The organism is Mesorhizobium sp. M7A.F.Ca.US.010.02.1.1 (assembly GCF_004023085.1).
Lineage (GTDB): Bacteria > Pseudomonadota > Alphaproteobacteria > Rhizobiales > Rhizobiaceae > Mesorhizobium.
This window is the reverse complement of record NZ_RZRV01000017.1, coordinates 25,570-52,512: the sequence shown is the minus strand read 5'-3', so window position 1 is coordinate 52,512 and position 26,943 is coordinate 25,570. Positions and strand designations below refer to the sequence as shown.

The window sequence follows — 26,943 nt, the reverse complement described above, 5'->3', positions numbered from 1 at the left end:
GAATCCGGCAACCGGTAGTCGCCCGCTGTGGTAACAACGTGAACCTCGCCTGGTTCCGCTACCAGGCGACCAGCCAAGGTTCATTCTCGTCACGCACTGGAAATTTCGGGATCGCGCCTGCCGATCCAAACCGCCAACGTCCTCGTCGGCAGCGCAATGTCGCCTCGAGATCGGCCCATGCCACCGCCAATGTCCCATTGGCCCAAATTTGAAACACCAGGTGGGTGATCGATCTCGATTGTTTTAGAGTTTATTGGGCTTACCCAATCGGCCCACAAAGCTGAAGCCGAGGCGCTTGACTTAGACACAACCGATTGGCGTGCGCTAAGCCATCATCAGGATCCATCAAGCCATGACACCCTCGCCTCTCTTTCTCGGCTTTCCCGATCGCCTGACAGATGGCCACATGCCCCGCGCAGTGATCTTCGGAGCCGGTCACGGCAGCACTTATCCCGGCAAGGACAGCCGCGGCCATGCCTTGGCGGCGGATGCCATCCGAACTGCGAGCCAGGACGATGCCGCGCTCGTCGAGCACTGGGATTTCGATCTCGGCGGCCCGCTGTTCGACGGCAAGCCGGCCTCTTGCATCGACTTCGGCGATATCTTGACCACCATGCATGACAACGCCGGAAACCGGGGCAGGATCGAGGCAAAAACGTGCGAGATCCTGGCATTGCCGGCCGTGCCGATCCTGATCGGTGGCGACTGTTCCATGACCATTCCCTTCCTCGCCGGCTTTGCGGAGCACGGGCCGGTCTGGGTCCTGCAGATCGACGCTCATATCGACTGGCGCGACGAGGTGTATGGCGAGCGCCACGGCTATTCGAGCCCGATGCGCAGGGCGAGCGAGATGCCGCATGTCGCAGGCATGGTGCAAGTCGGCCTGCGCAGCGTCGGCAGCGCACGCATCACCGAGATCGAAGCGGCACGGCGCTATGGCAGCCGCTTCGTGACCGCCCGCGAGGTTCACGCTCAGGGCGTCGAAGCCGCGCTCCGGCATATTCCGGAAGGCGCGCGGGTTGTCGTCACCCTCGACTGCGACAGCCTCGATCCAAGCATCATGCCGGGCGTGGCGGCGCGTACACCCGGCGGCCTCACCTACATGCAGGTGATCGACCTGATCGCCGGCCTCGGCAGACGGACCCGGATCGCAGGGTTCGACCTTGTCGAGTTCTATCCTCCGGCCGACATCGACGGCCTGTCAGCGCTGACCGCCGCGCGCCTTCTCGTCAATGTGGTCGGCACCGTCGTCCGGCAGGTTTGATATCAAAACCCCGCTTTTCGCCGCAGACCGGCCCAAAAGCTCGTGAGCAAGCTTGCGGCTGAAATGCCCTTTTCCACACCTGGGTACTCGATCCTGCCTTGTCCGACCGGCTCGTCGCTCCAGACCAAGTTGAAAGCAATGCCCTTGAGCCCAAGCTCCCCGATCCGGCGTACGATCGTCTCCTGCAGATAGATATCGGATATTCGCACCCCATCGGCACGCTCGGGCAGCTTGAATATCTCGGCACCGCCGATTGCGTCCGCTCGAAGGACGAGGCTTTCGATCACCATTATGCCGCCATCGTCAAAGCGAACGATCTTTGAACGTTCCTCGTCCAGCGCATCGATCACGGTGGTGACATTGAAGAGCGATATTGGCTTGTCAGCACGAAGCGGCAGGAATTCACCGTACGGTTCGAGGGTTGGCCGAAGCAACTTCAACGCCCTCGCCCGCAGGATGAGCGCATGCTCGCCAAGCCATGGAAAATCTGAATATTGCCGGAGCGTACCGTCGTCGTGTTCGCACAGGATCTCCATCCCGGGCGGATGCCATTGTGTCTGCTTCCGGCCGCAGAGCGTCGAAAACAGCTGGTAGTCGTCCGCCTGTCGAGGAAGGACCCATTCCTGTCCTTCGACCACACTCAGGACATAGATATTCATCCGATCCCCCGCACATCATTGCCTTGGTAGACTCGGCCTGCTGCGCGGCTCTTCGCGCGCGTTCTCACCGCTGGTCCGCGACAGCCGTTTGCGGCACCGGCAGCAATTCGGGTGCATCCATCCCCTTGAAAGGGTCACGCCAGGCGTCGATGTCTTCAAGCCGACGGTACCAGCGGCTGACAGAGGAATAATCGTCGAGCGGCAATCTGGCGGCATCGTTGAACGGCAGAAAGGTCGCCATTCGAAAATCGGCATAGGAAACCGAATTCCCGACCAGCCACTGCCGCTCGGCAAGCACGGCGTCGAGTATTGCCGCGGCCGTATGGAATTGGTTTAGGCCCTCCTCCACCCGCTTCTGATCGATCGGGCCGATGCCGTACCGCTGTTTGGTCCCACGTTCGAAATGCACCGTGTCGCAAGCGAGTGCGAAGTGCTCCTTGCCCCAGCTGAGCCAACGGATCATCTCGGGTTCGTCATCGCCGGTGCGCCAGAAATCCGAATGCGCGTCGCGCGAGAGCCTGCAGGCTATGGCGTCTGCCTCCCAGAGGCTCTTTCCCTCATCATCCACAAGGATGGGCAGTGAGAGATTGGGATTTAACGGCCGATATTTCTCCGCCTGCCCCGGAGCGAAGGGCGAGGCGAATTCAAATTCGACTTTCGCGTCGAGATGGAGTGCCGCCGCGACCGCCAATCGAGGGTTGGGATTGCGGCTGAAATACAGCTTCATAGGGCACTCCCGGCGTGACTGGATCTGCCGATCAGGAACGTCATAGCAGCCGTGTCTGATAGCTCATCACGCGCTTTGCCCCCGGCGCGACCAGCATCAGACCTGGTTTGTCGACAAAATCACCATCGAAATCCACCGGGCTTGCAAGGCCGTGCCAAGGTTCGATGCAAAGGAATGGCGCGCCGCCCGGCTTTGACCAGACGCCCAACTCCCGAACCCCTTGCCAGGACATCTCCAGAGCCGGGCCACGCTCAGCGGCATAACGCACGCTGGAGCTGGCGATCTGGTCCATGATCACCGCGTCCTCGTCGAACAACCGCTCAGAGAGCGGGAGTATGTTGCCTTCGACAGGCGTCGGCTGTGGCGTTTTCAGCAGCAGTCCGTCCTTAAGACGGCGGATCGGCGCCGGCTCATCATCGGCAAAGATCAGCCGGTAATCCGCCTTGGCCAAATCCGGCTGCAAGGGCCAATTGAATGCCGGGTGCGCCCCGATCGATGCCGGCAGGAGCTCATCACCGGTGTTGGCGATGTCGAAAGTCACATCAAGCTGCTGGCGGACCAGCGTATAGGTCACTTCAAGCCGAAAGGCGAACGGATAGCGCGCCCAGGTGTCGGCGTCGTCAGTGAGCACCAGCGTGCAGGATCTCGCCCCCTTCTGCGTCCAGGCAAACGGCTTGTCGCGCCCAAACCCGTGCTGCGTCATTGGATAGGTCCGGCCGCGATGGCGCAGATGATCGCCCGCCAGCCGCCCCACGATCGGGAACAGCACCGGCGAGTGCCGCCGCCATTCTGGCCCCGCCTGCCACAGGAATTCAAATCCGTGCGCGTCTTGCAGCGAAATCAGTTCGGCACCCTGCGCGACGATGGTCGCCGAGATGCCGTCGCCATGAAGCGTTTGGCTGTCCTGTGCCACATTTCCTCGCGGGTCGTTGTTGAAGGCCGGCGCGGTCGGCAGACTAGCAAAAGCTCTTGGGGACTCAAGGTGTAGCCTGGTTCTGCAGGAACGAATTGTGGCCGGAGGATCTCCCTCCGGCCACCTCTCCGCATCAAGAGCAATAACCCTCGCTCTTGCCCACAGCGAATAGTCGTTATTCGCGTTCGCCGGTAAAATTCAGCAGCAGCTGGAAGATGTTGATGAAGTTCAGATAGAGCGAGAAGGCGCCGAAGACGGCAAGTTTCTGGCGCGATTCCGCGTCGAAATTCTCGGCATACTGTTCTTTGATCGTCTGCGTATCCCAGGCGGTCAGGCCGATGAACACGGCGATGCCGATCACCGAGATGGCGAACTGCAGCGCGGTCGAGCCGAGGAAGATGTTGACGATGCTGGCGATCACAACGCCGATCAGGCCCATGATCAGGAACGACGAGAACTGGGTCAGGTCGCGCTTTGTCGTGTAGCCGTAGAGACTGGTGGCGCCGAACATGGTGGCGGCGATGAAGAAGGTGCGCGCGATGCTGGTTCCGGTGAAGACCAGGAACACGGAGGCGAGCGACAGGCCCATGACCGCGCAGAAGGCCCAGAACATCGCCTGGGCACTCGCCGCCGACATGGTCTGCATTTTGAACGAGAACAACATGACGAAGGCGAGCGGCGCCAGCATCACCACCCATTTCAGCGGGCTGGAGAAGATCGGCACGTAGAGCGCCGGCGTCGATGAGATCATGAAGGCGACGAGGCCGGTGACCACAAGGCCGACGCCCATGTAGTTGTAGACGCGCAGCATATGCTGGCGCAGGCCCTCGTCGAAGATGGCTCCGGTTTGCGCGCCGGCGCCGACGCGATATCCCAGATTGGGGGTGTTCATTTGCGTTCTCCTTTGTGGATCGATCAGTAAAGCGTCTTGGCAAGCGTCTCGGCGGCGCGGTCGAGGTCGTGAACCTCGCTTCGTCCGACCACCGCATAGGCGACATCGCCGATCTGGAAATAGGCCGACGAAATGTCGCCCGAGGGCGCTATCGTCGGCTTGACGACGTCGAAGGTTCCGGGCCGGATCGCAAACAGCGACACCAGCCCCATGTCTTTCGTCTCGACCGCCATCTCGACGCTCGGCCCAAAGCGCGACGGATAGATCTGCACGTCGCGCACCCTCCAATCCGTCGGCAGCGACGGCATGACGATCGCAGTGGCGGCGCGGATTTCGCCGGCGTTGTAATTGGGCGCTTCCGGCTGCGATGGCATGCTCTCGCGCACCAGCGTCGTCCTGTGGGCCTGCACCGCCTCGTCGACATAGGCGGGCGGCTGCGGCGAGGCGACGACCTTGGTCACCGACATCGGCCCGATGATGCCGTTTGCCAGCCAGCCGGCGGCGACGAAGCCGGCGACCGCCGCCGCGCGCTGCAACACGCCGAAGAGCCGGCCGCGGGCAAGCCCCCTCTCCAGCCGCCGCGCGGCATCGGCGGTCGCGGACCGCGCCATGCCTTTGGAGCCGGCCAAACCTGCGGAACCGGCAAGCGCCACGCGCAGTTCATCGCGGGTCCTGAGATCCGACATCACGCGCGCCGCCGCCTCCGGGCGAGCGGACAAGAATGCTTCGACCTCGATGCGGCGGGTGACGTCGACCTGATCGTCGACATAGGCGTCGAGGTCGATATCGGTCACGGGATCGACAGTTGCGGTCATGACGGGCCTCCAACGATCCTGAGATGGTTTTTTGCCTTCGCCGGCTCCTCCATCTCGCGCAGTGCGGCGCGCGCCCTGCCGATGCGTGACATCAGCGTGCCGAGCGGCACGCCGCTGGCATCGGCGGCCTGTTGATAAGAGAGGCCTTCGATGGCGACGAGGTGCAGCGCTGAACGCTGTTCTTCCGGCAGGCTGAAAAAAGCCTCGCGCACCTGCGCTAGGCGCACCGAATGTTCCTGTGGTGCCGGCGTGCTGCCGTCGGCCAGGTATCCAGCCTGTTCGACGCGCGACGCTTCGGACTTGCGGGACCGCATCTTGTCGATGAAGGTGTTGTGGACGATCGACAGCAGCCACGCGCGCAGGTTTCCGCCGGAGCGGAACGTGCTGCGCCGCTCATAGGCGCGCACCAGCGCGTCATGGACAAGATCCTCGGCGTCGGTGCTGTCGCGCGTCAGCGAGCGCGCATAGCGACGCAGCGAACCGAGCTGTCCTAGGATGTCAAAGCGTGGCATCGACGGTTTCATGTCCTGTTTACGGAGCATGTGGGGATTTTAATCCCTGCCCTGCCAATTTTTTCCCTTTGAGGACATCGTTCGCCTCTACCCTCGCCTCGCAGCATCGAGCGGCTATCCCTGGAACCGCATGATGAAGCCGAGAAATACAAGCTCCCGGAATCGTTGTGCGGGTGATTTCCATCGGTGCATCGACGGCAGGCATGGCGGCAGTGGGCCCAATGTGGCGACTGGAATGCAGTAGATCGTGCCTACTTCACACGCCTCTTCTCCAGCTTCCTCGCCAGCGTCCGGCGGTGCATGCCCAACCGTCGTGCTGTCTCGGAAATGTTGAAGTCGGCCTCCACCAGCATTTCGTGGATGCGCTCCCATTCGAGGTTCTTTATCGAGGTTGGTCGCTCGGCGAGCGGCACCGAAGCATTGCCCTCGACCTGGCCGAAAGCGGCTTCAATGTCGTCGGTGTTGGCGGGCTTGGCAAGATACTGGCAGGCGCCGAGCTTGATCGCCTCGACAGCGGTGGCGATGCTTGCAAAGCCGGTCAACACGACGATCCGCATTTCAGGATCGTGCTCGTGCAGCGCCCTGACGCATTCCAGGCCCGAGCCGCTGGCAAGCTTGAGATCGACGACGGCATATTGGAAGGCAACGGTGCCGATCAGCGCATGCACGCCGTCGACGCTCCGGCAGCTATGCGTTTCGTAGTCACGCCGTTCGAAAGACCGGCGCAGTGCGTTGGCAAAGGCGATGTCGTCCTCGACGATCAACAGCGTGCGTTTAGTCGGCATTGTGCCCTCGCGGAGACAGAGCAGCCAGCGGCAGATGCAACGTAACCGAAGCTCCCCCCTCGGTTCTATTTCTTACGGTGACGCTACCCCCCAGCTTGCGGATGACATTGACGACCAGAAACAGGCCGAGCCCGCTACCTGGCCGGTTTTTGGTCGACGTATAGGGCTTGCCGAATTCAGCAAGCATGGCTTCTTCAAATCCCGGTCCCGCGTCGACAACTTCGACGATAAGATCGTCCGCGTGGCGGCTGACGATCAACCCGACCCATAGAGGCGACGCTTCAAGTGCGTTGTCCAGTACATTGAACATCACCTGTTTGAGCGCAGGATCGGAGACGATCTCCTGGTTGGCGCCGAAACGCCTGGTGTATTCGAAACCTTGCGGCAGCCGTGTCGATTTCCATTCGGCCACCAGCTCCGCCAGGAAGGTGTCGACGGAGGTGCGAACCGTGCCTTCGCCGCGCAATTCGCCCGACGACATCAGGATTCCCGAAACGATCTTCTTGCAACGGTCCAACTGGCCCTGCATCTCCCGGATTTCCTGCGCCAGATCCGGATCGGCCTCGAGAGCCGGCATGCGCTGCCAGTCGTTGAGGATGACCGAAAGCGTGGCCAGCGGCGTGCCGAGCTCATGCGCGGCGCCAGAGGCGAGCAGGCCCATCCTGACGATGTGAGCCTCCTCCGCCGACTGCTGGCGCAAATCCGCAAGATGGGCGTCGCGGGTGCGAATGTTGTTCTGGACCCTGGTGATGAACAGCACCAGAAGCGTTGCCGCCAGGACGAAACAGATGAACATGCCTTGGATGTGCAAGCTGAACAGCCCGGCACCGTGTGCGGCGGGCAGGCTGATCTCACGGTAGAAAGTGGTCAGCGCGATGAAGCACGTGCTTGCAATGAGAACAAGGGCCCAGACCGACCATGTCTCCAGCAGCACCGCGCCCAGGATGACCTGGAGCAGGTAAAGCGAAATGAAGGGATTGGACGCGCCGCCGCTCAGGTAAAGCTGGACCGTCAACGCGGTGACGTCGAGCAGCAGCCCAAGAAACAGCTCGGTGTTGGTGATCGCGTCCTGGCTGCTGTGCCGGCGCAGGCTGGCGACATTGAGAGCGATCAGCAGCAGGATCACCACCGCCATCGGCACCAGCGGCAGGCCGATGCCAAGCGCGTAGCGGACGAACAGGATCGTCACGATCTGACCACCGACCGCGATCCAGCGCAGTTGGATCAGAAGCAGGAAATTCTGTTTGTTGGTCTTGTCGTGCAGAGTCATTGGGCCGGGAGGTCCCCAGCCCTGGCCAAGCAGGTCACTCAAGCGGGCGTCCGATCCAGGCGCTGGTTGAGCCTCAGCGCCAGCAACGTGCACAGCGCTCCCGACAACAGATAGGCGCCTGACGAGATCAGCCCGAAATGGGCGGACAGGAACAGGGCGACTATGGGGGCGAAGCCGGCGCCGAACAGCCAGGCGAGGTCCGAGGTCAGCGCAGCACCTGTATAGCGGTAGGTCTTTGAAAAGTTCGAGGCGAGTGCTCCTGAAGACTGGCCGAACGACAGGCCGAGCAGGACGAAGCCCAATACCATGAAGACGGACTCTCCGACGAAGCCGCCATCGAGCAGCTGTGGCGCGAAACCGCTGAAAACGGCGATGGCCACCGCCGAGCCTCCTAGCAAGGGCCAGCGCCCAACCCGGTCGGCGACGAAGCCCGAGATCGCGATTGCCGCCAGGCCGAAGAAGGCTCCGATCGTCTCGATGACCAGGAACCGGGCCGGTCCCTCGCGCGTGAACAGGAAAATCCAGGACAGAGGAAACACCGTCACCATGTGGAACAGGGCGAAGCTCGCCAGCGGCGCGAAGGCGCCGAGCACGACAGTGCGCCCTTCGGCGCGCAATGTCTCGCGGACGGAAGTCGGCTCCAGTTCCTGGCCTTCGAACAGTTTGGTGTATTCCGGCGTCACCACGATGCGCAGCCGTGCGAACAGGGCGACGACATTGATGGCGAAGGCGACGAAGAACGGGTAGCGCCAACCCCAGCTGAAGAAGTCTTCGGCCGACAGGTTGCCGACGAAATATGCAAACAGGGCGCTGGCAACGATGAGCCCGAGTGGTGCGCCCAGCTGCGGGATCATCGCATACCAGCCGCGGCGCTTTTCGGGCGCATTCAACGCCAGCAGCGAGGCAAGTCCATCCCATGTCCCGCCCAGCGCCAGTCCCTGACCGATCCGGAACATGGCCAGCAGCCAGGCCGAAGCCGGGCCGATCTGGTCGTAGCCGGGCACGAAGGCGATCGACACGGTCGAGGTCCCCAGCAGGAACAGCGCGATGGTGAGTTTGGCGCTGCGTCCGTAGGCGCGGTCGAGCGCGGTGAAGATCGCCGTCCCGATCGGCCGCGCGATGAAGGCAAGCGCGAAGATGGCGAAGGAGTAGAGCGTGCCGGTCAACGGGTCGGCATAAGGAAATACGAGCTTCGGAAAAACGATGACGGAAGCGATCGCGTAGACGAAGAAGTCGAAGAATTCCGACGTCCTGCCGATGATGACGCCAACGGCGATTTCGCCGGGCTTCACCTCATGATGCCGCGCGTTGATCCGTCTTGCGTCGGCTTCCATCTTCGAAGTTGGGCTCACAGCATTCTCCGTCGCCCCGCCGCGGTGTCATACGATCGCTTGCCATGTGCGCGGGCCAGATGCTTTGATGACGCCTGCCGCGTCATTGAGGCATTGGACAAATTGTCCAATGCCTTCATTGCCGCGGTGCGGCTAGCACTGGGGGGAACAACCGACAGGTCATACATTGAGCCGTCTCCGTACCCTTTTCCTGCTGCCCCTGCTGGCATCGCTCGGCTCCTGCAGCATGGTCGTCATGAACCCTGCCGGCGACGTCGCCGCGCAGCAGCGCGACCTGCTGATGGTGTCCACGGCACTGATGCTGATCGTCATCATACCGGTGATGGCTCTCACCATATTCTTTGCCTGGCGATACCGCCAGTCCAACCGCGAGGCGCGCTACGAGCCGGATTGGGACCACTCGACCCATCTCGAGCTCGTCATTTGGGCTGTGCCGCTTCTGATCATCATCTGCCTGGGCGCGGTGACGTGGATGGGGACGCATCTGCTCGACCCCTATCGGCCGATCGGACGTGTATCGGCCGGCAAGCCGCTGCCGCCGGACGTGCGCCCGCTTGAGGTCGAAGTCGTCGCGCTCGACTGGAAATGGCTGTTCATCTATCCGGAGTACGGCGTCGCCATGGTCAACGAACTGGCTGCGCCGGTCGACCGGCCGATCAGCTTTCGCATCACCTCCGCATCGGTGATGAACTCCTTCTACATTCCAGCACTGGCCGGCCAGATCTATGCGATGCCGGGTATGGAAACCAGGCTGCACGCCGTCATAAACAAGTCCGGCGACTATGAAGGGTTCTCCGCCAACTACAGCGGCGCCGGCTTCTCGGGAATGCGCTTCGCGTTCCACGGCCTAGACGATGCCGGTTTCCAGGCATGGATCGCGAAGGCAAAGGACGGCGGCGGCAAACTCGACCGAAACGGCTATCTGGAGCTCGAACAGCCCAGCGAGAACCAACCCGTGCGCCATTATGCGGCGGTGGATGCCCATCTCTACAAGGCGATCCTCAACATGTGCGTCGAGCCCGGCAAGATGTGCATGAGCGAGATGTCGCAGATCGATGCCAAGGGCGGTCTGGGAATGGCCGGCATCCGCAACACCCTGCCGCTGCTGTATGACAAGTTCGCCCGGCGCGGCACGATATTCGGCCCTGCCCCATCCTATGTCGCCAGCATATGCACGACCGAAGAAGCACTGGCCGCTTCGAAGGCTGATCAATCCGCCACGCCGATGACCTCGACGCCGATAGTCGGCGCTGGTCTGCAACGGCCACCGCCCCTGTCGATCCGACTGCCGTCACCTTCCGCAACCGGCACGCTTCGGTCGCCCTTCAACTCCTGAGGCGCCACGCAAGACATGTTCGACAATCCTGCTCTTCTCAAGGCGATCTTCGGCCGGCTCACGCTCGAGTCGCTGCCGCTGCACGAACCCATCGTGGTCGCGACCTTCGTAGTCGTCGCGCTGGGCGGCATCGCCCTCGTCGGCGCGCTGACCTATTTCAAGCTCTGGGGCTATCTGTGGCGCGAATGGTTCACCAGCGTCGACCACAAGCGCATCGGTGTGATGTACATGGTGCTCGGCATCGTCATGCTGCTGCGCGGCTTCAGCGACGCCATCATGATGCGGCTCCAGCAGGCGATGGCCTTCGGCGGTTCGGAAGGCTACCTCAATTCGCATCACTACGACCAGATCTTCACCGCGCACGGCGTGATCATGATCTTCTTCGTGGCGATGCCGCTGGTGACGGGCCTGATGAATTTCGTCGTCCCGCTGCAGATCGGCGCGCGCGACGTGTCGTTTCCGTTCCTCAACAATTTCAGCTTCTGGATGACGGTCGGCGGCGCGGTCATCGTCATGATGTCGCTGTTCGTCGGCGAATTTGCCCGCACCGGCTGGCTTGCCTATCCGCCGCTGTCGGGTATCGGCTACAGTCCCGATGTCGGTGTCGATTATTATATCTGGGCCCTGCAAGTGGCGGGCGTCGGCACGCTGCTGTCGGGCGTGAACCTGGTCTGCACCATCGTCAAGATGCGCGCGCCAGGCATGACCATGATGAGAATGCCGATCTTCACCTGGACCGCGCTCTGCACCAATGTGCTCATCGTCGCCGCCTTCCCGGTGCTGACGGCGGTGCTGGCCCTGCTGGCTCTCGACCGTTATGTCGGCACCAACTTCTTCACGAACGACTTCGGCGGCAATCCGATGATGTACGTGAACCTGATCTGGATCTGGGGCCACCCCGAGGTCTACATCCTGATCCTGCCGGCCTTCGGCATATTTTCCGAAGTGACCTCGGCCTTCTGCGGCAAGCGGCTCTTCGGCTACACATCGATGGTCTATGCAACCATCGTCATCACCATCCTGTCCTACCTGGTCTGGCTGCATCACTTCTTCACCATGGGATCGGGAGCGAGCGTCAACTCGTTCTTCGGCATCACAACGATGATCATTTCGATCCCGACAGGCGCCAAGATATTCAACTGGCTGTTCACCATGTACCGCGGCCGCATCCGCTTCGAACTGCCGATGATGTGGACGGTCGCCTTCATGCTGACCTTCGTGGTCGGCGGCATGACCGGCGTGCTGCTCGCGGTTCCGCCAGCCGACTTCGTGCTCCACAACAGCCTGTTCCTGGTCGCGCATTTCCACAACGTCATCATCGGCGGCGTGCTGTTCGGCCTGTTTGCCGGCATCAGCTACTGGTTCCCCAAGGCATTCGGATTCCGGCTTGATCCGTTCTGGGGAAAGATGTCGTTCTGGTTCTGGGTGGTCGGCTTCTGGTTCGCCTTCATGCCGCTCTACATCCTCGGCTTGATGGGCGTAACGCGCCGGCTGCGCACCTTTGAGGATCCCTCGCTGCAGATCTGGTTCATCATCGCCGCCTTCGGCGCCTTCCTGGCCCTGCTTGGCATCCTGTCCTTCCTCATCCAGATCTTCGTCAGCGTGCGCCGGCGCGAGCAGCTTCGCGACGATACCGGCGATCCGTGGGACGGGCGTACGCTCGAATGGGCGACGTCCTCGCCGCCGCCGGCCTACAATTTCGCCTTCACGCCGGTCGTCCACGATCTCGACGCCTGGACGGACATGAAGAATCGCGGCTACCAGCGTCCGTTGACGGGCTTCCGCGACATCCACATGCCGCGCAACACCGGAGCCGGCGTCGTCCTGGCCGGGTTGAGCGTGGTGCTTGCCATGGCGCTCATCTGGTACATTTGGTGGCTGGCGATCGTCAGCTTCGTCGCCCTGATCGGCTACGCCATCGCGCATACTTTCAACTACGACCGGGACTTCCACATTCCGTCCAGTGACGTCACCCGCGTCGAGGACGAGCGGACACGCCTGCTCGCAGCCACCAGCCAGGCGGGATAAGCACCATGGCACACGCCGACACGGTGATCGACGACACGGTCTTCCACCTGGAAGACGACCACGGCCATGCCGAGAGCGGCAGCAGCACCATGCTCGGCTTCTGGATCTATCTGATGAGCGACTGCCTCATCTTCGCGATGCTGTTCGCGGTCTACGGCGTGCTCGGTGGCAATTACGCGGCCGGACCCGCGCCGAAGGACCTGTTCGATCTTCCGCTGGTCGCGCTGAACACCACCATGCTGCTCCTGTCCTCCATCACTTACGGCTTCGCGATGCTGGAGATGGCGAAGGGACGGGTGAAACCCATGCAGGTGTGGCTGGTGATCACTGGCCTGTTCGGCCTCGCCTTTCTCAGCATCGAACTCTACGAATTCGCCCATTTCATCCACGAGGGGGCGACGCCGCAGCGCAGCGGCTTCCTGTCGTCGTTCTTCACGCTGGTCGGAACGCACGGCCTGCACGTCACCTTCGGCCTGATCTGGCTGGTGGTGCTGATGGTGCAGGTCTCCAGGCACGGGCTGATCGCCGCGAACCAGCGGCGCCTGATGTGCCTGAGCATGTTCTGGCACTTCCTCGACGTCATCTGGATCGGCGTCTTCACTTTCGTTTATCTGATGGGAATGTTGCGATGAGCGCCGGCCACCACACAGACACCAGCGACCAGAGCCACGCGCATCACGGCGTCGATCACGGCTCGCTGCGCGGCTATCTGACAGGCTTCGGCCTGTCGGTCGTGCTGACCGCCATTCCCTTCTGGCTGGTCATGACCAACGCGCTCGGCAATCAGATGGCGTCGGCGATTGCCATCATGGCCTTCGCCGTCGTGCAAATCATCGTCCACATGGTGTTCTTTCTGCATATGAACACCAGGTCGGAGAACGGCTGGACCATGATGGCCCTGATCTTCACCCTCATCCTGGTGGTGATCGCGCTGACGGGCTCACTCTGGGTCATGTACCATCTGAACGTCAACATGATGCCCGGCCATGACATGAGTCAGATACCCTGAGAGAGGGACCTGGCTTTGGACGAACAGGCACGGACGACACCGCATTCGAATACAGGCGACGGCCAAAGGGTTACGCGTTCACCATGGACGCTGTTGGTGCTTTGCCTTTGCGGGGCCATCGGCATCACCGGCCTTTCGGCGCTTGGTGTCTGGCAGCTGGAGCGCCGCGTCTGGAAACTCGACCTGATCGAGCGTGTCGACCAGCGTCTCAAGGCAGTACCTGTGGCCGCCCCGGCGCCTTCGGCCTGGCCAGCGATCAACGCCAGGGATGACGAGTATCGCCGCCTCGTCGTTCCAGGCCGGTTTCTCGGTGATCGCGAGACCCTGGTCCAGGCGGTCACCGATCTCGGCGGTGGCTTCTGGGTAATGGCGCCGTTCCGAGCGGATGATGGCTTCACGATTCTGGTGAACAGGGGCTTCGTGCCGACGGACAAGCGCGATCCGGCAACCCGCCTCGCAGGCAAGCCCTCGGGCGATCACACCGGAATTCACGGCCTGCTGCGCATCAGCGAACCGAAAGGCGGCTTCCTGCGTACCAACGATCCGGCCGCCAACCGCTGGTATTCGCGCGATGTGCAGGCGATCGCCACGACGCAAGGCCTCGGGCAGGTCGCTCCTTATTTCATCGATGCCGATGCCACGCCCAATCCGGGAGGGTGGCCGGTCGGCGGCTTGACGGTGGTTTCGTTCCACAACAACCATCTGGCCTATGCCCTGACATGGTTCGGGCTGGCCTTGATGGTGCTGAGCGCGGTCGCCTATCTGTTGCGGCAGGCTGTGAAAGACAGGCACGGTGGGGGCTGACCACTGGCCGTGGCAAAGCCGAAATTTGCGCACAGAAGCGCTCATGCCGACGCGGACGATGGCGTGGTGGCGCTGTTAATGCCGGCTGGTCATTTTCCCACGCGCATCAATGGGTTCCGCATCAAACCCCGTCCACATCACAGGAGCGTGCAGAGCAGGCTTCCCGGCACCCCCGTCTAGGGCTGGATCACCCAGCTAAAACCGCTGGCGAAACGTGACCGATTTGCGTATCACTCCGCCGCCATTGGAGCCGTATCGATGTTTGAAGCCCTGCAGCCCGCCCCCGCCGACAAGATCCTGGCCCTGATCGGCCTTTATCGCGCCGATCCGCGCCCCGACAAGGTCGACCTCGGCGTCGGCGTCTACAAGGATCGCGACGGCAAGACGCCGGTCATGCGCGCCGTGCGCGAAGCCGAAAAGCGGCTATTGGAGGGTCAGGACACCAAGACCTATCTCGGCCTTGCCGGCGATACCGGCTTCAACACAGTGATGGCCAAGCTCGCCTTCGGTCCAGGCGCCGACATGACGCGCATCCGCGCCGCACAGGCGCCCGGCGGTTCCGGCGCGCTGCGGCTGGTGGCGGAACTGCTGAAGCGGACGCGCTCGGATGCAACCATCTGGCTATCGGATCCGACCTGGCCGAACCACATGCCGGTGATGCGCGCCGCCGGCCTGCAGATCCGTGAATATCCCTATTTCGATGCGGCCTCGGGCGCCGTTCGTTTCGACGACATGCTGGCCGCGTTGCGGACGGCAAAGAGCGGCGACGTCGTGTTGCTGCATGGCTGCTGCCACAACCCGACCGGCGCCAATCTGGATGCGGCACAGTGGGCAGCCGTTACCGATCTGGTCGTCGAGCGCGAGCTGCTGCCGTTTGTCGACATCGCCTATCAGGGCTTTGGCGATGGCCTTGAGGCCGATGCCCTCGGCTTGCGCCTGCTGGCCGCGAAGGTTCCGGAAATGGTCGTCGCCTCAAGCTGCTCGAAGAATTTCGCCGTCTACCGCGACCGCGTCGGCGCGGCGATGATCCTGGCCAGGGACGGCGCACAGGCGGACGTGGCGATGAGCCAGATGCTGTCGGCGGCGCGCGCCATGTATTCGATGCCGCCGGACCATGGTGCGGCCGCGGTGCGCATCGTGCTCGAAGACACCGCCTTGCGCGCCGACTGGGAAGCCGAGCTCGAAGAGATGCGGCTGCGCATGCTCAGGCTTCGGGTCCAGTTCGCCGAGGCGCTGCGCCGGCAGTCCAATTCCGACCGTTTCGATTTCGTCGCCAGCCATCGCGGCATGTTTTCTCGCCTTGGCCTCACCGAAGCGCAGGTCGAGCGGTTGCGCGCCGAGCACGGCATCTACATGGTCGGCGACAGCCGCATCAATGTCGCCGGCCTACCCGAGGACGGCATGGACGAACTCGCCAAGGCGATCGTTTCGGTTCTTGATTGACGCGGCTCATCTGTGGACAAGGCTCCCGCGCCGACTGACAGCGTTGGCCGCGCGGCCGGTCGCGGGATAGCATCCGATAGACTGTTTTGACGCAATTCCGGACAGAAAACCGTTCCACACTTTTCCTGGAATAGCTCTAGATGACGCCATCGAAAGACATTTCGCGCCTGATCGAGATCATGGCGGCGCTGCGGGCGCCGAAGACTGGCTGCCCCTGGGACATCGAACAGGATTTCTCGACCATTGCGCCCTATACGATCGAGGAAGCCTATGAGGTGGCGGACGCCATCGCGCGCGGCGACCTCGACGATCTGCGCGACGAGCTCGGCGATCTTCTGCTGCAGGTCGTCTACCACGCGCAAATGGCCGAGGAAGCCGGTGAATTCGCCTTCTCTGACGTGGTGCAAGCCATCACCACCAAGATGATCCGACGCCATCCGCATGTCTTCGGCGACGAAGAAGCCCGTAGCGCCGGCATGGCCAAGGGCATGTGGGAAAAGATCAAGGCCGAAGAGAAGGCTGAGAAGCGAAGCGCTCGCCTCGCCCGCGGTCTCGATCCCGAAGACAACGGCAAGGGGTTTTTGGACAGCGTGCCGGTCGCCCTGCCCGCGCTGACCCGGGCACTGAAACTTCAGGAGAAAGCCGCCCGCGTCGGCTTCGACTGGAGCGAGGCAGCGCCCATCCTCGACAAGATCGAGGAAGAGATCGGCGAGTTGCGCGAGGCACTGGCCAAAGGCGACACCGCCTCGATCAAAGACGAGTTCGGCGACATGCTGTTTGCCGTCGTCAATCTCGGCCGTCATCTCAAGCTCGATTCCGAAGCAGCGCTGAGCGGCACCAACGAAAAATTCCGCTCGCGTTTCCATTATGTCGAACAGGCACTGGGAAAAGCCGGCAACACGCTGGACAAGGCTGATCTGGCCGAGATGGAAGCGCTCTGGCAGGAAGCAAAGACCGCGAAGTAAGTTACATTAGCCGTTGTTTTTACGACGCAATCTGCTTTCGATCTCTTCGCGGGCGCTTTGCGTGGCCTTGAGCGAGATGGTGGCGCTGCCGTCATCATTGTCGCTTCGCGAAACGACATCGCCATTGCGGTAAAGCCAGTCGACAAGGCCGAACTGTGCCGGCTCGATCGTCACCGTCAGGTCTTCGAGCTCGCCCGCCATCCGCGTTTCGATGATTGCCTTCAGCGCATCGATGCCCTCGCCGGTGACAGCCGACACCGCAATCGGCGGCGCGTTGCTGGCATTGGCGCCGTCTGCAAGCAGCCGGGTCCGGTTGCCCTCGTCGAGCCGGTCGATCTTGTTCCACACTTCGATCACGCGCTTGGCGTCGCCGGCGTCGACACCGAGGTCGGCCAGGATGCGCTCGACATCTTCCGCTTGTGCCGCAGTGTCCGGATCGGAAATGTCGCGCAGATGAAGCACGAGATCGGCCTCGACCACCTCTTCCAGGGTTGCGCGGAAAGCCGCGATCAGATGCGTCGGCAGATCCGAGATGAAACCCACAGTGTCAGATAGGATGATCGGCGTGCCATGTGGCAGGCGCACGCGGCGCAGCGTCGGATCGAGCGTGGCGAACAGCATGTCCTGCGCCAGCACATCCGCCCCGGTCAGCCGGTTGAACAGCGTCGACTTGCCGGCATTGGTGTAGCCGACGATCGCCACCACCGGGAACGGCACCTTCCTGCGCTTGGCGCGGTGCAAGTCGCGCGTGCGCCGCACCGTTTCCAGCTCCTGCTTCAGCTTGATGATCTTTTCCTGCAACTGCCGCCGGTCGGATTCGATCTGTGTTTCGCCGGGCCCCCCGAGGAAGCCGGCGCCACCGCGCTGGCGCTCCAAATGGGTCCAACTGCGCACGAGACGGCCCTTCTGGTAATTGAGATGGGCGAGCTCGACCTGCAGCGTGCCTTCCTTGGTGCGCGCGCGCTCGCCGAAAATCTCGAGGATCAGCCCGGTGCGGTCCAGCACCTTGGCGTTCAGCTCCTTCTCCAGATTGCGTTGCTGCACCGGGGTCAGCGGATGGTCGACGACGACCACCTCCGCGTGTCCCTCTTTGACGATTTCGGCGAATTCGGCGACCTTGCCGCTGCCGAGCAACGTCGCCGGGCGCGGATCGTTGATGGTAACCACCGCAGTGTGGACCAGGTCGAGGTTGATGGCGCGGGCAAGGCCAACTGCCTCGTCATGACGAGCATCAGCCGAACGCATCAACCGAGGACGGTTGGTCTCGTCGTCGTTGCGCTGGTGGCGGGTAAGGACGGGCACAATGACAACAGCCCGGGTCGGGCCCTTGGCTTCCGTCCCGGGATGATGTGTTGGTTTTCCGCGAACGGTGGCGTCCGCGTCTTTCTCACGTGCCAATCAGGCGCCCTGGCTTTCCTCACCATCGAACATCTGAACCGGCTGGCTCGGCATGATCGTGGAAATGGCGTGCTTGTAGACGAGCTGGGAGTGACCGTCGCGGCGCAGCAGGACACAGAAATTGTCGAACGAAGTGACCACGCCGGTCAGCTTCACGCCGTTGATGAGGAAGATGGTGAGCGGGTTCTTGCTCTTGCGAACTGAATTCAGGAACAGGTCCTGAAGGTTTTGCGATCGTTCCGCCATTGTTCTTGTCTTTCGCCGATCCCCTTCGGTTTGCAAGCCAATGCGCCAAATTAACGGGCGCATGTCAAGCTCGCAAACACCGTCTTGTCGTCAGTAACGACAAGCAGAACGAGATATATTGATGTTCATTCCACCTGTGCGGTTATCAGGCTGGACTTTTTTCCGCAATGTCAAAAAAGGCCTGCCGCAACGAAAGTGTTATTGAGCCGGGGTGCCCATTGGCGACCGTATCGCCGTCGATGGCCACCACCGGCATGGCGATTGTCGTTGCGGAGCTGATGAACGCCTCGCGTGCCGCCTTGGCCTCGGCGACGGAAAAGCCGCGCTCCTCGATCTTCAGGCCAAGCTTGGCCGCCACTTCGAACATGGTCGTGCGGGTGATGCCGCGCAAGATGCCGTGCTCGGCCGGCCTGGTGACCAGGACGCCGTCCCGGGTGACGATCCAGGCATTGGACGAGCCGCCTTCTTTTACGTTGCCTTCATCGTCGACGAACCAGGCTTCCTGCGCACCGGCTTCCTTGGCCTTCTGCTTGGCCAATACATTGGGCAGCAGCCCGACGGTCTTGATGTCGACGCGGTCCCAGCGGTTCTCCGGCACGGTGATGACCGCGATGCCGGTCTCGGCTCGCTTCGCTCCAGCCGCTGGGTCGGCCTTCCTGGCGGTGACTACCAGGGCCGGCTTCGTGTCGGCGGAAGGGAAGGCGAAGTCGCGGCTGGCCACGCCGCGCGTCACCTGCACGTAGACCAGGCCATTGGCGACCTGGTTGCGATTGACCACCTCGCGCAGAATGAGTGGCAGCACGCGGGAGGTGACCGGCCAGGCGATCGACAATTCGGTCAGCGAGCGGTTCAGCCGGGACAGATGGCGCGGCATGTCGACGATGAAACCACGCGCCACCTCGCAGACCTCATAGACACCGTCGGCGAACTGATAGCCACGGTCCTCGATATGGACGGCGGCATCGGCGTGCGTGACATAGCGCCCGTTGACATAGGCAATGCGCGGCATGGGCAACCTCTAGATATTCTCGGGGCTTTCTTATGCGATTCCACCGCCGCCGTAACCGGCAAATGCTCGGCCCGGGCGCGGCGGCTGGATATGTCGCGCTCAGACGCCCAGCGACTTCAGCTTGCGATGCAGAGCGGAGCGCTCCATGCCGATGAACTCGGCGGTCTTCGAGATGTTGCCGCCGAACCGGTTGATCTGGGCGATCAGGTAATCCTTCTCGAACTGCTCACGCGCTTCGCGCAACGGCAGCGCCATGATGTGCTGGTCGGATTGATTCGGCGTGCGCGGCATGACATCGCCGATCTCGGCCGGCAACAGGTCGGCGGTGATCGGCGCATCGACGTCGTCGCCGCGCGCAAGGATCATCAGGCGCTCGACATTGTTGCGCAGCTGGCGAACGTTGCCCGGCCAGTTGTGCGCCTGCAGCACGGCCAGCGCGTCGTCGCCGATGCGGCGCGGCTTGATGCCGGCCTGGCGGGCGATCTGCTTCATGAAATTATCGACGAGGTAGGGAATATCCTCGCGCCGCTCGGCCAATCCCGGCACGATGACCGGAACCACCGCGAGGCGATGGTAAAGATCCTCGCGAAAACGCCCGTCGGCAATCATCGCTTCGAGGTTCTGCGAGGTCGAGGAGATGATGCGGACATCGACCTTGACCCGCTTGGTTCCCCCTACCCGCTCGAACTGCTGCTCGACCAGCACGCGCAGGATCTTGTTCTGCGTCTCGCGCGGCATGTCGGCCACCTCGTCGATGTAGAGGATACCGCGATGGGCCTCCTCCAGCGCCCCGACCTTGCGCTCGACGCCATTCGATTCGGTGCCGAACAGCTCGATCTCCATGCGCTCGGGCGTGATGTTGGCGGCGCTCAGCGTCACGAAAGGTGCGCTCTTGCGCGCCGACAGCGTGTGGATGGCGCGCGCGGCCAGTTCCTTGCCCGAGCCAGACGGTCCGATGATCATCACGCGGCTGTTGGTCGGCGCTACGCGTTCGATGGTCTGGCGCAACTGGCTCATCGCCGACGACATGCCGATCAGATCGAAGGTTTCGCCGCTGCGCAGCTTGAGGTCGGAAACCTCGCGCCGCAATTTCGAGGTCTCCAGCGCACGCTCGGCAATAAGGATCAGCCTGTCGGCCTTGAACGGTTTTTCGATGAAGTCATAGGCGCCGCGGCGGATGGCGGAGACCGCCGTTTCGATGTTGCCGTGGCCGGAAATCATCACCACCGGCAAGGTCGGATGCATGGTCTTGATCTCGTCGAGCAGCGCCAGCCCGTCCAGGCGCGAGCCCTGCAGCCAGATATCGAGGAAAATCAGCCGCGGCGCGCGATCAGCTATAGCAGCGAGCGCGCTGTCAGCATCGAATGCCGTGCGGGTTTCGTGACCTTCGTCGCTCAGTATGCCCGCGACGAGCTCACGGATGTCTTCCTCGTCATCGACGATGAGAATATCAGACGCCATTACCGACCTTTTCAGTTTCTCTTTCGTTTTCCGCCCTGCTTTCGCCGCGCGGAGCCGTTGCGGCCGCAGGCGGCAGGATGATGCTGATCATCGCGCCGCGCCCATCGTGGAAGTCCGCTGGAGCATCGTGTAGTTCCAGCCTGCCGCCATGGTCCTCCACGATCTTCTTGACGATAGCGAGGCCAAGTCCGGTGCCCTTCTCGCGTGTGGTCATGTAGGGCTCGAGCAGCCGTTGGCGATTCTCGCGCGGCAGGCCTTTGCCATTGTCGATGACGTCGATTCGAATCGCACCATTCTGGCGCCCGGCTTGAATCCGGATTATGCCGTGCGAACCATCCTTCTGTTCCAATCCGTCGATTGCCTCGGCGGCGTTCTTGATCACATTGCCGAAAGCCTGCGCCATCAGGCGGCTGTCGAACGTGCCCTTGAGCGGCTCGGTGCCAAAGATCCGCTCGAAAGTGATGTCGGCGCGGCTGACCTCGACCAGGAACGAGGCCTCACGCAGCGATTCGCGCAGATCTATCGCCTTCATCTCGGGCTTTGGCATGCGCGCGAACGCCGAGAATTCGTCGACCATACGGCCGATATCCTCAACCTGACGGATGATGGTGTCGGTGCATTGGTCGAAAACCTCGCGGTCCTCGGTAATCACCTTGCCGTAACGGCGCTTGATGCGTTCGGCCGAGAGCTGGATCGGCGTCAGCGGGTTCTTGATCTCGTGGGCGATACGCCGCGCCACGTCCGCCCAGGCCGACGAGCGCTGCGCCTGAACCAGGTCGGTGATGTCGTCGACCGTCACCACATAGGATTTTTCCTCCGAGCCGTCGTCGCCGGCCTCGATGGTGATCTGCACGTTGAAGGTCCGCTCGGCACCGGCGCGGTAAAAGGTCACCTGCTCGCGATAGACGGGTTTGCCGGACTTGCGGCCGATCTCGAAGACGCGGCCGACATGCGGCAGCACGGCGGAAAGATTCTGCCCAAGGGCTGCGCTGGCCGAAATCGCCAGCATCGCCTCGGCCGAGCGGTTGACGATGGTGACGATGCCGTAGGGATCGACGCCGATGACGCCAGCGGTAACGCCGGCAAGCACGGCTTCCGAGAAGCGGCGCCGTTCGTCGATCAGGTCCTTGGCGGACAGGATCTCATTGCGCTGCGATTTCAGTTCGAGAAGCATCTTGTTGAACGTATCGCCGAGCGACGCGACATCGCCGTCCGAAGGCCTGACGGGAACCGCGACGTCGAGATTGCCGGTCGCGACCTCGTCGGCGGCGCCGATGAGCTGGCGAATGGGCCGCACCAGACGGTCGGCGACCGCAATGCCGGTCCAGATCGCGGACAGGATAATGATGAGCGTCAACGACAGATAGGGCAGCGCGAAGGCCACCTGAGAGGTACGGCGGTTATCTTCCAGCCCCCGATATTCGTCGGTGTTGGACCTGACGATCTGCCTTGCCTTGATCACTTCGGGGTCGACGAGCCGAATGGTGTAGAGGTAGAGTCCTTCGATCTCCCGCAGCTTGACGATGGCACCCATGATGTTGCGCGTTTTCGGTTCGATCAGCACCGGCTTGCCGTCGGTAGCGCTGGCCACCGCGCCTTCCGGCGGCTCGGGCATGGCGAAATCCGTATCGGTCTTGGCGCTCATGACGAAAGAGCCGTCCGGCTTGATCAGCGCCGCATGGGCCAGCGAACGGCCCACGGCTTCCTTGTTCATCAGGTCGAGAAAGCCGGTACGATCAAGGCCGTAGAGCGTGCGCGACGCATCGAGATCATAGGCCATGGACAGCGTCGTGCCCTGGAGGTTGCGGGCATTTTCCTGGACATAGGCGTCGGCGATCGACAGCGATGAATTGACGATCGTCTTGGTGCGGATCTCGAACCAGCGGTCGAGGCCGATGTCGAGCGTGATCGACGCGATGATGGCCACCATGATGGCGGGAATGGCGGCAACCAGGGCGAACATGGCGACAATGCGCACATGCAGCCGCGAAGCGGCCTTGCCATGCCGGCGCGCCATCAGGATGCGGTGCACCTCACGCCCGACCAGCGCGATAAGAAACAGGACGAAAGCCGTGTTGAGGGCAATCAACGCCAGCGTAGTCGACTCGTTCGGTGTGATCGGCGTGGCGCCAACGAGGATGGCGAACGAGATCGCCGCCGTCATCAGCGCGCCGACGACCGCGATCACGCCTGGCAGCGCAAGCAGCCGGCGCCCGTCACGAGCGCCGGGTTCACTGAAAAGCGGTTGGTTTGTTGTCGGTGCCTGCGGAGCCATGTCGCCGTCTAGAGCCATGATTGCGTCGGATGTATGCAACGCATTGTGGCGATTATGCAACAAGTGTGACCGAGACGGAAATCTTTCGCGAGCCGATCCCCTGAAAAGAGCGCGGGCTCAGATCAAGGCTCAGCCCTGCCGCGATGATTTGTAGACGTTGACGCCGAGCTCGCGAATCTTCTTGCGCAGCGTGTTGCGGTTCAAGCCCAGCAGTTCCGCAGCCTTGATCTGGTTGCCGCGCGTTGCCGTCATCGAGGCCAGGACAAGCGGAAACTCGACCTCGGACAGGATGCGCTGATAGAGCCCGGCAGGAGGCAAGTCGCCGGCAAACGACGCGAAATAGCGCTGCAGGAAATGCTCGACCGCCTGGCCAATCGACAAATCGTCGGGAATGAGGTTACCGCCTCCCGGCACTACGGGGCGCTCGCCGGTCTTCAGCTCGGCCTCGATGATCTCGGCGGAAATCTCGTCCTGCGAATAGAGCGCGGCGAGCCTCCGAACGAGGTTTTCCAGTTCGCGAACATTGCCTGGCCAAGGATAGCGCTTCATCAGTTCGATGCCGCCGGACGAGATGCGCTTGGTCTGCAGGCCTTCCATCTCGCCGAGCTTGAAGAAGTGGCGGACGAGGTCCGGCACATCCTCGGAGCGCTCACGCAGCGCCGGCAGCCGGAGCGGCACGACGTTGAGGCGATAGAACAGATCCTCGCGAAAAAGCCCCTGGTTGATCAGCGTGCGCAGATCCTTGTTGGTGGCGGCGACGATGCGCACGTCGGTCTTGATCGGCGTGCGTCCGCCAACCGTCGTATATTCACCCTGTTGGAGCACGCGCAGCAGACGCGTCTGCGCCTCCATCGGCATGTCGCCGATTTCGTCGAGGAACAGCGTGCCGCCTTCAGCCTGCTCGAAGCGCCCGGTCGAGCGGTTCTGTGCGCCGGTGAAGGCACCCTTCTCGTGACCGAACAGTTCCGATTCGATCAGGTCGCGCGGGATCGCCGCCATATTGATGGCGACGAAGGGGCCGCCGCGGCGGCGGCCATATTCATGCAGCGCGCGCGCCACCAGCTCCTTGCCGGTACCGGATTCGCCCGAGATCATCACCGTCAGGTCGGTCTGCATCATGCGCGCCAGCATGCGGTAGATGTCCTGCATGGCCGCCGAACGGCCGACCAACGGCATCGCGTCTGGCTGTTCTTCAGGCCGCGGATCGATCTTCGGCCGCCGCGGCTCGGAAAGCGCGCGGTTGACGATGTTGAGCAGCTCGGTCAAGTCGAACGGCTTCGGCAGATATTCATAGGCGCCGGTTTCGGACGCGCGGATGGCCGTCATGAAGGTGTTCTGGGCGCTCATGACGATGACCGGCAGCTCCGGCCGCGCCTTCTTGATGCGCGGCAGCATGTCGAAGGCGTTCTCGTCCGGCATGACCACATCGGTGATGACAAGGTCGCCCTCGCCCGCCGCCACCCAGCGCCACAAAGTCGAAGCATTGGAGGTGACGCGCACCTCGTGGCCGGCGCGCGAAAGCGCCTGGTTGAGGACGGTACGGATCGCCGCGTCGTCGTCGGCGACGAGAATATTGCCGCGAACGGTCATTTGCGGTCTCCTTCACCGTCATCATCGGCGCCGTTTGGCGCTTCTTTCCAGGCCGGCATCAGGATGCGGAATGTGGTGCCGCGCGGCGTCGATTCGCATTCGATGATGCCGCCATGCTCGCCGACGATCTTGGCGACCAGCGCAAGACCCAACCCGGAGCCGTTCGGCTTGGTGGTGATGAACGGGTCGAACAGGATCGGCAAGATGTCTTCGGAGACGCCGGAGCCATTGTCGCGCACGCAGAATTCCAGCGGCAGCGACACGCGGTCCTGCGTGCCCGGAACGGAAACACGGATGCCTGGCCGGAAGGCGGTCGACAGCACGATCTCGCCCTGCGGGTCGCTGCCGATCGCCTCGGCGGCGTTCTTGACCAGGTTGAGGAACACCTGGATCAACTGGTCGCGGTTGGCAAACACCGGAGGCAACGAAGGATCATAATCCTCCAATATCTTGATTCTCTTGGCAAAACCGTTCTTGGCGATCGCCTTCACATGGTCGAGAACGACATGGATGTTGACGGGGTAGCGGTCGATCGGCCGCTCGTCGGAAAACACCTCCATGCGATCGACCAGCGACACGATGCGGTCGGTCTCGTCGGTGATCAGCCGCGTCAGCGCGCGGTCTTCGTCGGAAGCCGACAGTTCGAGCAGCTGGGCAGCGCCGCGGATGCCTGAGAGCGGGTTCTTGATCTCATGGGCAAGCATTGCCGCCAGACCGGTCACCGAACGTGCGGCACCCCGATGCGTCATCTGCCGGTCGATCTTGTCGGCCATCGACCGTTCCTGGAACATAACCACCACCGAGCCCGGAAATTCCGGTACCGGCGCGACGTAGAGATCGACGACCTTCTCGATGCCGAGCCGCGGCGACGACACATCGACGCGGTACTCGTTGACCGGGGCCCGGCGCTCGCGCACCTGGTCCACCAGTGTCAGCAGCGGGCTGCCGAAGGGAATGAGTTTTGACAGCGTGTTGCGGGCGAGCATGGTCGCGCTCGAACGAAAGAAGTCTTCCGCGTCGGCGTTGGCGAAGGTGATGAACCCCTCCTCGCTGATCATGATCACCGGGCGGCGGATGGTGTTGAGCACGATTTGGGCGGCATCCGCCATTTCGGCCCCCTGGCCGGCGGCGGCGTTCATGCGGCGCTCCGCAGGTTCAAGGGTTGCGGATCGCGCGAAAACGCATCGCGCAGCAAGGCAATGACGCGCGCGGGTTCGAATGCGGTCAGTATAGCCTTTCGGCTGTCGTCGGCGACGCCGCCGGCATGCCGATCAAGATACCAGCCAAGATGCTTGCGCGCCTGGCGCAGGCCGCTTTCGGCGCCGTAGAGCGCCAGCATGTCCTCATAGTGGGCCACGATGTAGTCGGCGAGCGCCGTCGAGTCCCGTGGCATGTTTGGCGTCGCCTCGCCGGTCGCCGCGGCCGCAATGCCGCCTGCGATCCAGGGCGCGCCATAATGGGCACGGCCGATCATCACGGCGTCGGCACCCGATTGATCGAGAATGTCGGCCGCTTCCGCCGGCGAAGAGACGTCACCATTGGCGACGACCGGGATGGACACGGCTTCCTTGACGCGGGCGATGGCGCGCCAGTCGGCCTTGCCCTGGTAGAACTGGCAGCGCGTGCGGCCGTGCACGGTCACCATGCTGACACCGGCCTGCTCGGCGCGGCGCGCCAGCATCGGCGCGTTGAGCGCGCCTTCGTCCCAGCCAAGCCGCATCTTGACCGTCACCGGCACCTCGACCGCGCCGACCACCGCGTCGATCAGCGACAGTGCATGGTCGAGATCCAGCATCAATGCCGAGCCGGCATAGCCGCCGGTGACCTTCTTGGCCGGGCAGCCCATGTTGATGTCAATGATGTCAGCGCCCTCGCCGGCGGCTATACGCGCGCCTTCGGCCATGTGCACCGCCTCGCGGCCTGCTAGCTGAACCATATGGACGGGCAGGCCGGAGTGGCGTATGCGCAGGTTGAAACCGGCCCTGCCCTTGGCGAGCTCTCCGCTGGCAACCATTTCGGACACGACCAGGCCCGCTCCATGCGCGTGGGCACGCTGCCGGAACGGCTCGTCCGTAATCCCCGACATCGGTGCGAGGAACACGCGATTGCGGATTCTCACACCACCGACATCGAGCGGCCCTGCCAATTTGGTCAAGTCAGGCAATTTGGTCAAGTTAACCATGCACAAAA

Annotated in this window: 25 protein-coding genes; 8 read left to right on the top strand and 17 right to left on the bottom strand. The window is 62.6% G+C overall.

Going from position 1 to position 26,943, the window contains the following annotated elements; genetic code table 11:
• Window positions 1–352: 352 nt before the first annotated feature.
• The gene (locus EOA19_RS18925; RefSeq protein ID WP_128304462.1) at window positions 353–1,264 is read left to right on the top strand and encodes an agmatinase; all 912 of its coding nucleotides are present in this window, start codon (window positions 353–355) and stop codon (window positions 1,262–1,264) included.
• Between the two features lie 2 nt (window positions 1,265–1,266).
• Here the strand turns inward: EOA19_RS18925 and EOA19_RS18920 are convergent, their stop codons facing one another.
• The 9 genes from EOA19_RS18920 to EOA19_RS18880 form a co-directional block, all read right to left on the bottom strand.
• On the bottom strand, window positions 1,267–1,923 hold the full coding sequence (locus EOA19_RS18920; RefSeq protein WP_023812009.1) for a DUF1629 domain-containing protein: 657 nt from the start codon (window positions 1,921–1,923) through the stop codon (window positions 1,267–1,269).
• A 64-nt stretch (window positions 1,924–1,987) separates the two neighbouring features.
• Complete coding sequence (locus tag EOA19_RS18915; protein ID WP_023812010.1) at window positions 1,988–2,650, bottom strand: glutathione S-transferase family protein; 663 nt, start codon at window positions 2,648–2,650, stop codon at window positions 1,988–1,990.
• A gap of 40 nt (window positions 2,651–2,690) precedes the next feature.
• Entirely contained in the window at window positions 2,691–3,563 is an 873-nt protein-coding gene (locus tag EOA19_RS18910; protein ID WP_023812011.1) for an aldose 1-epimerase family protein, read from the bottom strand.
• A 175-nt stretch (window positions 3,564–3,738) separates the two neighbouring features.
• Window positions 3,739–4,455 carry a Bax inhibitor-1/YccA family protein gene (locus EOA19_RS18905; protein ID WP_023812012.1) on the bottom strand — a complete coding sequence of 239 codons (717 nt, stop codon included), beginning with the start codon at window positions 4,453–4,455 and terminating at the stop codon, window positions 3,739–3,741.
• Between the two features lie 23 nt (window positions 4,456–4,478).
• Window positions 4,479–5,270 (bottom strand): anti-sigma factor, encoded by a 792-nt coding sequence (locus EOA19_RS18900; protein ID WP_128304461.1) that lies wholly within the window; start codon window positions 5,268–5,270, stop codon window positions 4,479–4,481.
• Window positions 5,267–5,782: a sigma-70 family RNA polymerase sigma factor gene (locus tag EOA19_RS18895; protein ID WP_245273246.1), complete on the bottom strand. Its 516-nt coding sequence runs from the start codon at window positions 5,780–5,782 to the stop codon at window positions 5,267–5,269. The genes EOA19_RS18900 and EOA19_RS18895 overlap by 4 nt, the downstream gene beginning before the upstream one ends.
• A gap of 251 nt (window positions 5,783–6,033) precedes the next feature.
• Window positions 6,034–6,567: a response regulator transcription factor gene (locus EOA19_RS18890; protein WP_023812014.1), complete on the bottom strand. Its 534-nt coding sequence runs from the start codon at window positions 6,565–6,567 to the stop codon at window positions 6,034–6,036.
• Complete coding sequence (locus tag EOA19_RS18885; RefSeq protein WP_081734886.1) at window positions 6,557–7,879, bottom strand: ATP-binding protein; 1,323 nt, start codon at window positions 7,877–7,879, stop codon at window positions 6,557–6,559. Before EOA19_RS18885 ends, EOA19_RS18890 begins: the two co-directional genes overlap by 11 nt.
• Entirely contained in the window at window positions 7,876–9,171 is a 1,296-nt protein-coding gene (locus EOA19_RS18880; RefSeq protein ID WP_164780145.1) for an MFS transporter, read from the bottom strand. The genes EOA19_RS18885 and EOA19_RS18880 overlap by 4 nt, the downstream gene beginning before the upstream one ends.
• Before the next feature lie 184 nt (window positions 9,172–9,355).
• On the opposite strand from EOA19_RS18880, the gene cyoA reads away from it, so the two are divergent.
• The 7 genes from cyoA to mazG all read left to right on the top strand — a co-directional run bounded on the left by cyoA (window position 9,356) and on the right by mazG (window position 16,774).
• A complete protein-coding gene (cyoA, locus tag EOA19_RS18875) occupies window positions 9,356–10,525 on the top strand; it encodes a ubiquinol oxidase subunit II (protein ID WP_128304460.1) in 1,170 nt (389 codons plus the stop codon).
• A 15-nt stretch (window positions 10,526–10,540) separates the two neighbouring features.
• On the top strand, window positions 10,541–12,553 hold the full coding sequence (gene cyoB, locus EOA19_RS18870) for a cytochrome o ubiquinol oxidase subunit I (protein ID WP_128304459.1): 2,013 nt from the start codon (window positions 10,541–10,543) through the stop codon (window positions 12,551–12,553).
• Between the two features lie 5 nt (window positions 12,554–12,558).
• Entirely contained in the window at window positions 12,559–13,185 is a 627-nt protein-coding gene (gene cyoC, locus EOA19_RS18865; RefSeq protein ID WP_023812019.1) for a cytochrome o ubiquinol oxidase subunit III, read from the top strand.
• On the top strand, window positions 13,182–13,562 hold the full coding sequence (cyoD, locus tag EOA19_RS18860; protein ID WP_128304458.1) for a cytochrome o ubiquinol oxidase subunit IV: 381 nt from the start codon (window positions 13,182–13,184) through the stop codon (window positions 13,560–13,562). Before cyoC ends, cyoD begins: the two co-directional genes overlap by 4 nt.
• Before the next feature lie 96 nt (window positions 13,563–13,658).
• Window positions 13,659–14,366: an SURF1 family protein gene (locus EOA19_RS18855; protein ID WP_031213493.1), complete on the top strand. Its 708-nt coding sequence runs from the start codon at window positions 13,659–13,661 to the stop codon at window positions 14,364–14,366.
• A 258-nt stretch (window positions 14,367–14,624) separates the two neighbouring features.
• A complete protein-coding gene (locus tag EOA19_RS18850; RefSeq protein WP_023812022.1) occupies window positions 14,625–15,809 on the top strand; it encodes an amino acid aminotransferase in 1,185 nt (394 codons plus the stop codon).
• A gap of 140 nt (window positions 15,810–15,949) precedes the next feature.
• The gene (gene mazG, locus EOA19_RS18845) at window positions 15,950–16,774 is read left to right on the top strand and encodes a nucleoside triphosphate pyrophosphohydrolase (protein ID WP_128304457.1); all 825 of its coding nucleotides are present in this window, start codon (window positions 15,950–15,952) and stop codon (window positions 16,772–16,774) included.
• Window positions 16,775–16,780: 6 nt separating this feature from the next.
• On the opposite strand, the gene hflX is transcribed toward mazG, so the two are convergent.
• From hflX to dusB, 8 genes are all read right to left on the bottom strand, one after another.
• Entirely contained in the window at window positions 16,781–18,172 is a 1,392-nt protein-coding gene (gene hflX / locus EOA19_RS18840; protein WP_128304456.1) for a GTPase HflX, read from the bottom strand.
• On the bottom strand, window positions 18,173–18,418 hold the full coding sequence (gene hfq, locus EOA19_RS18835) for an RNA chaperone Hfq (protein ID WP_006202172.1): 246 nt from the start codon (window positions 18,416–18,418) through the stop codon (window positions 18,173–18,175).
• 145 nt (window positions 18,419–18,563) lie between these two features.
• A complete protein-coding gene (locus EOA19_RS18830; RefSeq protein WP_128304455.1) occupies window positions 18,564–19,427 on the bottom strand; it encodes a D-amino-acid transaminase in 864 nt (287 codons plus the stop codon).
• A 99-nt stretch (window positions 19,428–19,526) separates the two neighbouring features.
• The gene (locus EOA19_RS18825; RefSeq protein ID WP_023812026.1) at window positions 19,527–20,888 is read right to left on the bottom strand and encodes a sigma-54 dependent transcriptional regulator; all 1,362 of its coding nucleotides are present in this window, start codon (window positions 20,886–20,888) and stop codon (window positions 19,527–19,529) included.
• Window positions 20,878–23,163: a PAS domain-containing sensor histidine kinase gene (locus EOA19_RS18820; RefSeq protein WP_023812027.1), complete on the bottom strand. Its 2,286-nt coding sequence runs from the start codon at window positions 23,161–23,163 to the stop codon at window positions 20,878–20,880. The genes EOA19_RS18825 and EOA19_RS18820 overlap by 11 nt, the downstream gene beginning before the upstream one ends.
• 129 nt (window positions 23,164–23,292) lie before the next feature.
• Entirely contained in the window at window positions 23,293–24,753 is a 1,461-nt protein-coding gene (gene ntrC / locus EOA19_RS18815; protein WP_128304454.1) for a nitrogen regulation protein NR(I), read from the bottom strand.
• The gene (locus tag EOA19_RS18810; protein WP_023812029.1) at window positions 24,750–25,892 is read right to left on the bottom strand and encodes a nitrogen regulation protein NR(II); all 1,143 of its coding nucleotides are present in this window, start codon (window positions 25,890–25,892) and stop codon (window positions 24,750–24,752) included. Before EOA19_RS18810 ends, ntrC begins: the two co-directional genes overlap by 4 nt.
• Window positions 25,889–26,917 carry a tRNA dihydrouridine synthase DusB gene (gene dusB / locus EOA19_RS18805; RefSeq protein ID WP_128304514.1) on the bottom strand — a complete coding sequence of 343 codons (1,029 nt, stop codon included), beginning with the start codon at window positions 26,915–26,917 and terminating at the stop codon, window positions 25,889–25,891. The genes EOA19_RS18810 and dusB overlap by 4 nt, the downstream gene beginning before the upstream one ends.
• Window positions 26,918–26,943 lie beyond the last annotated feature (26 nt).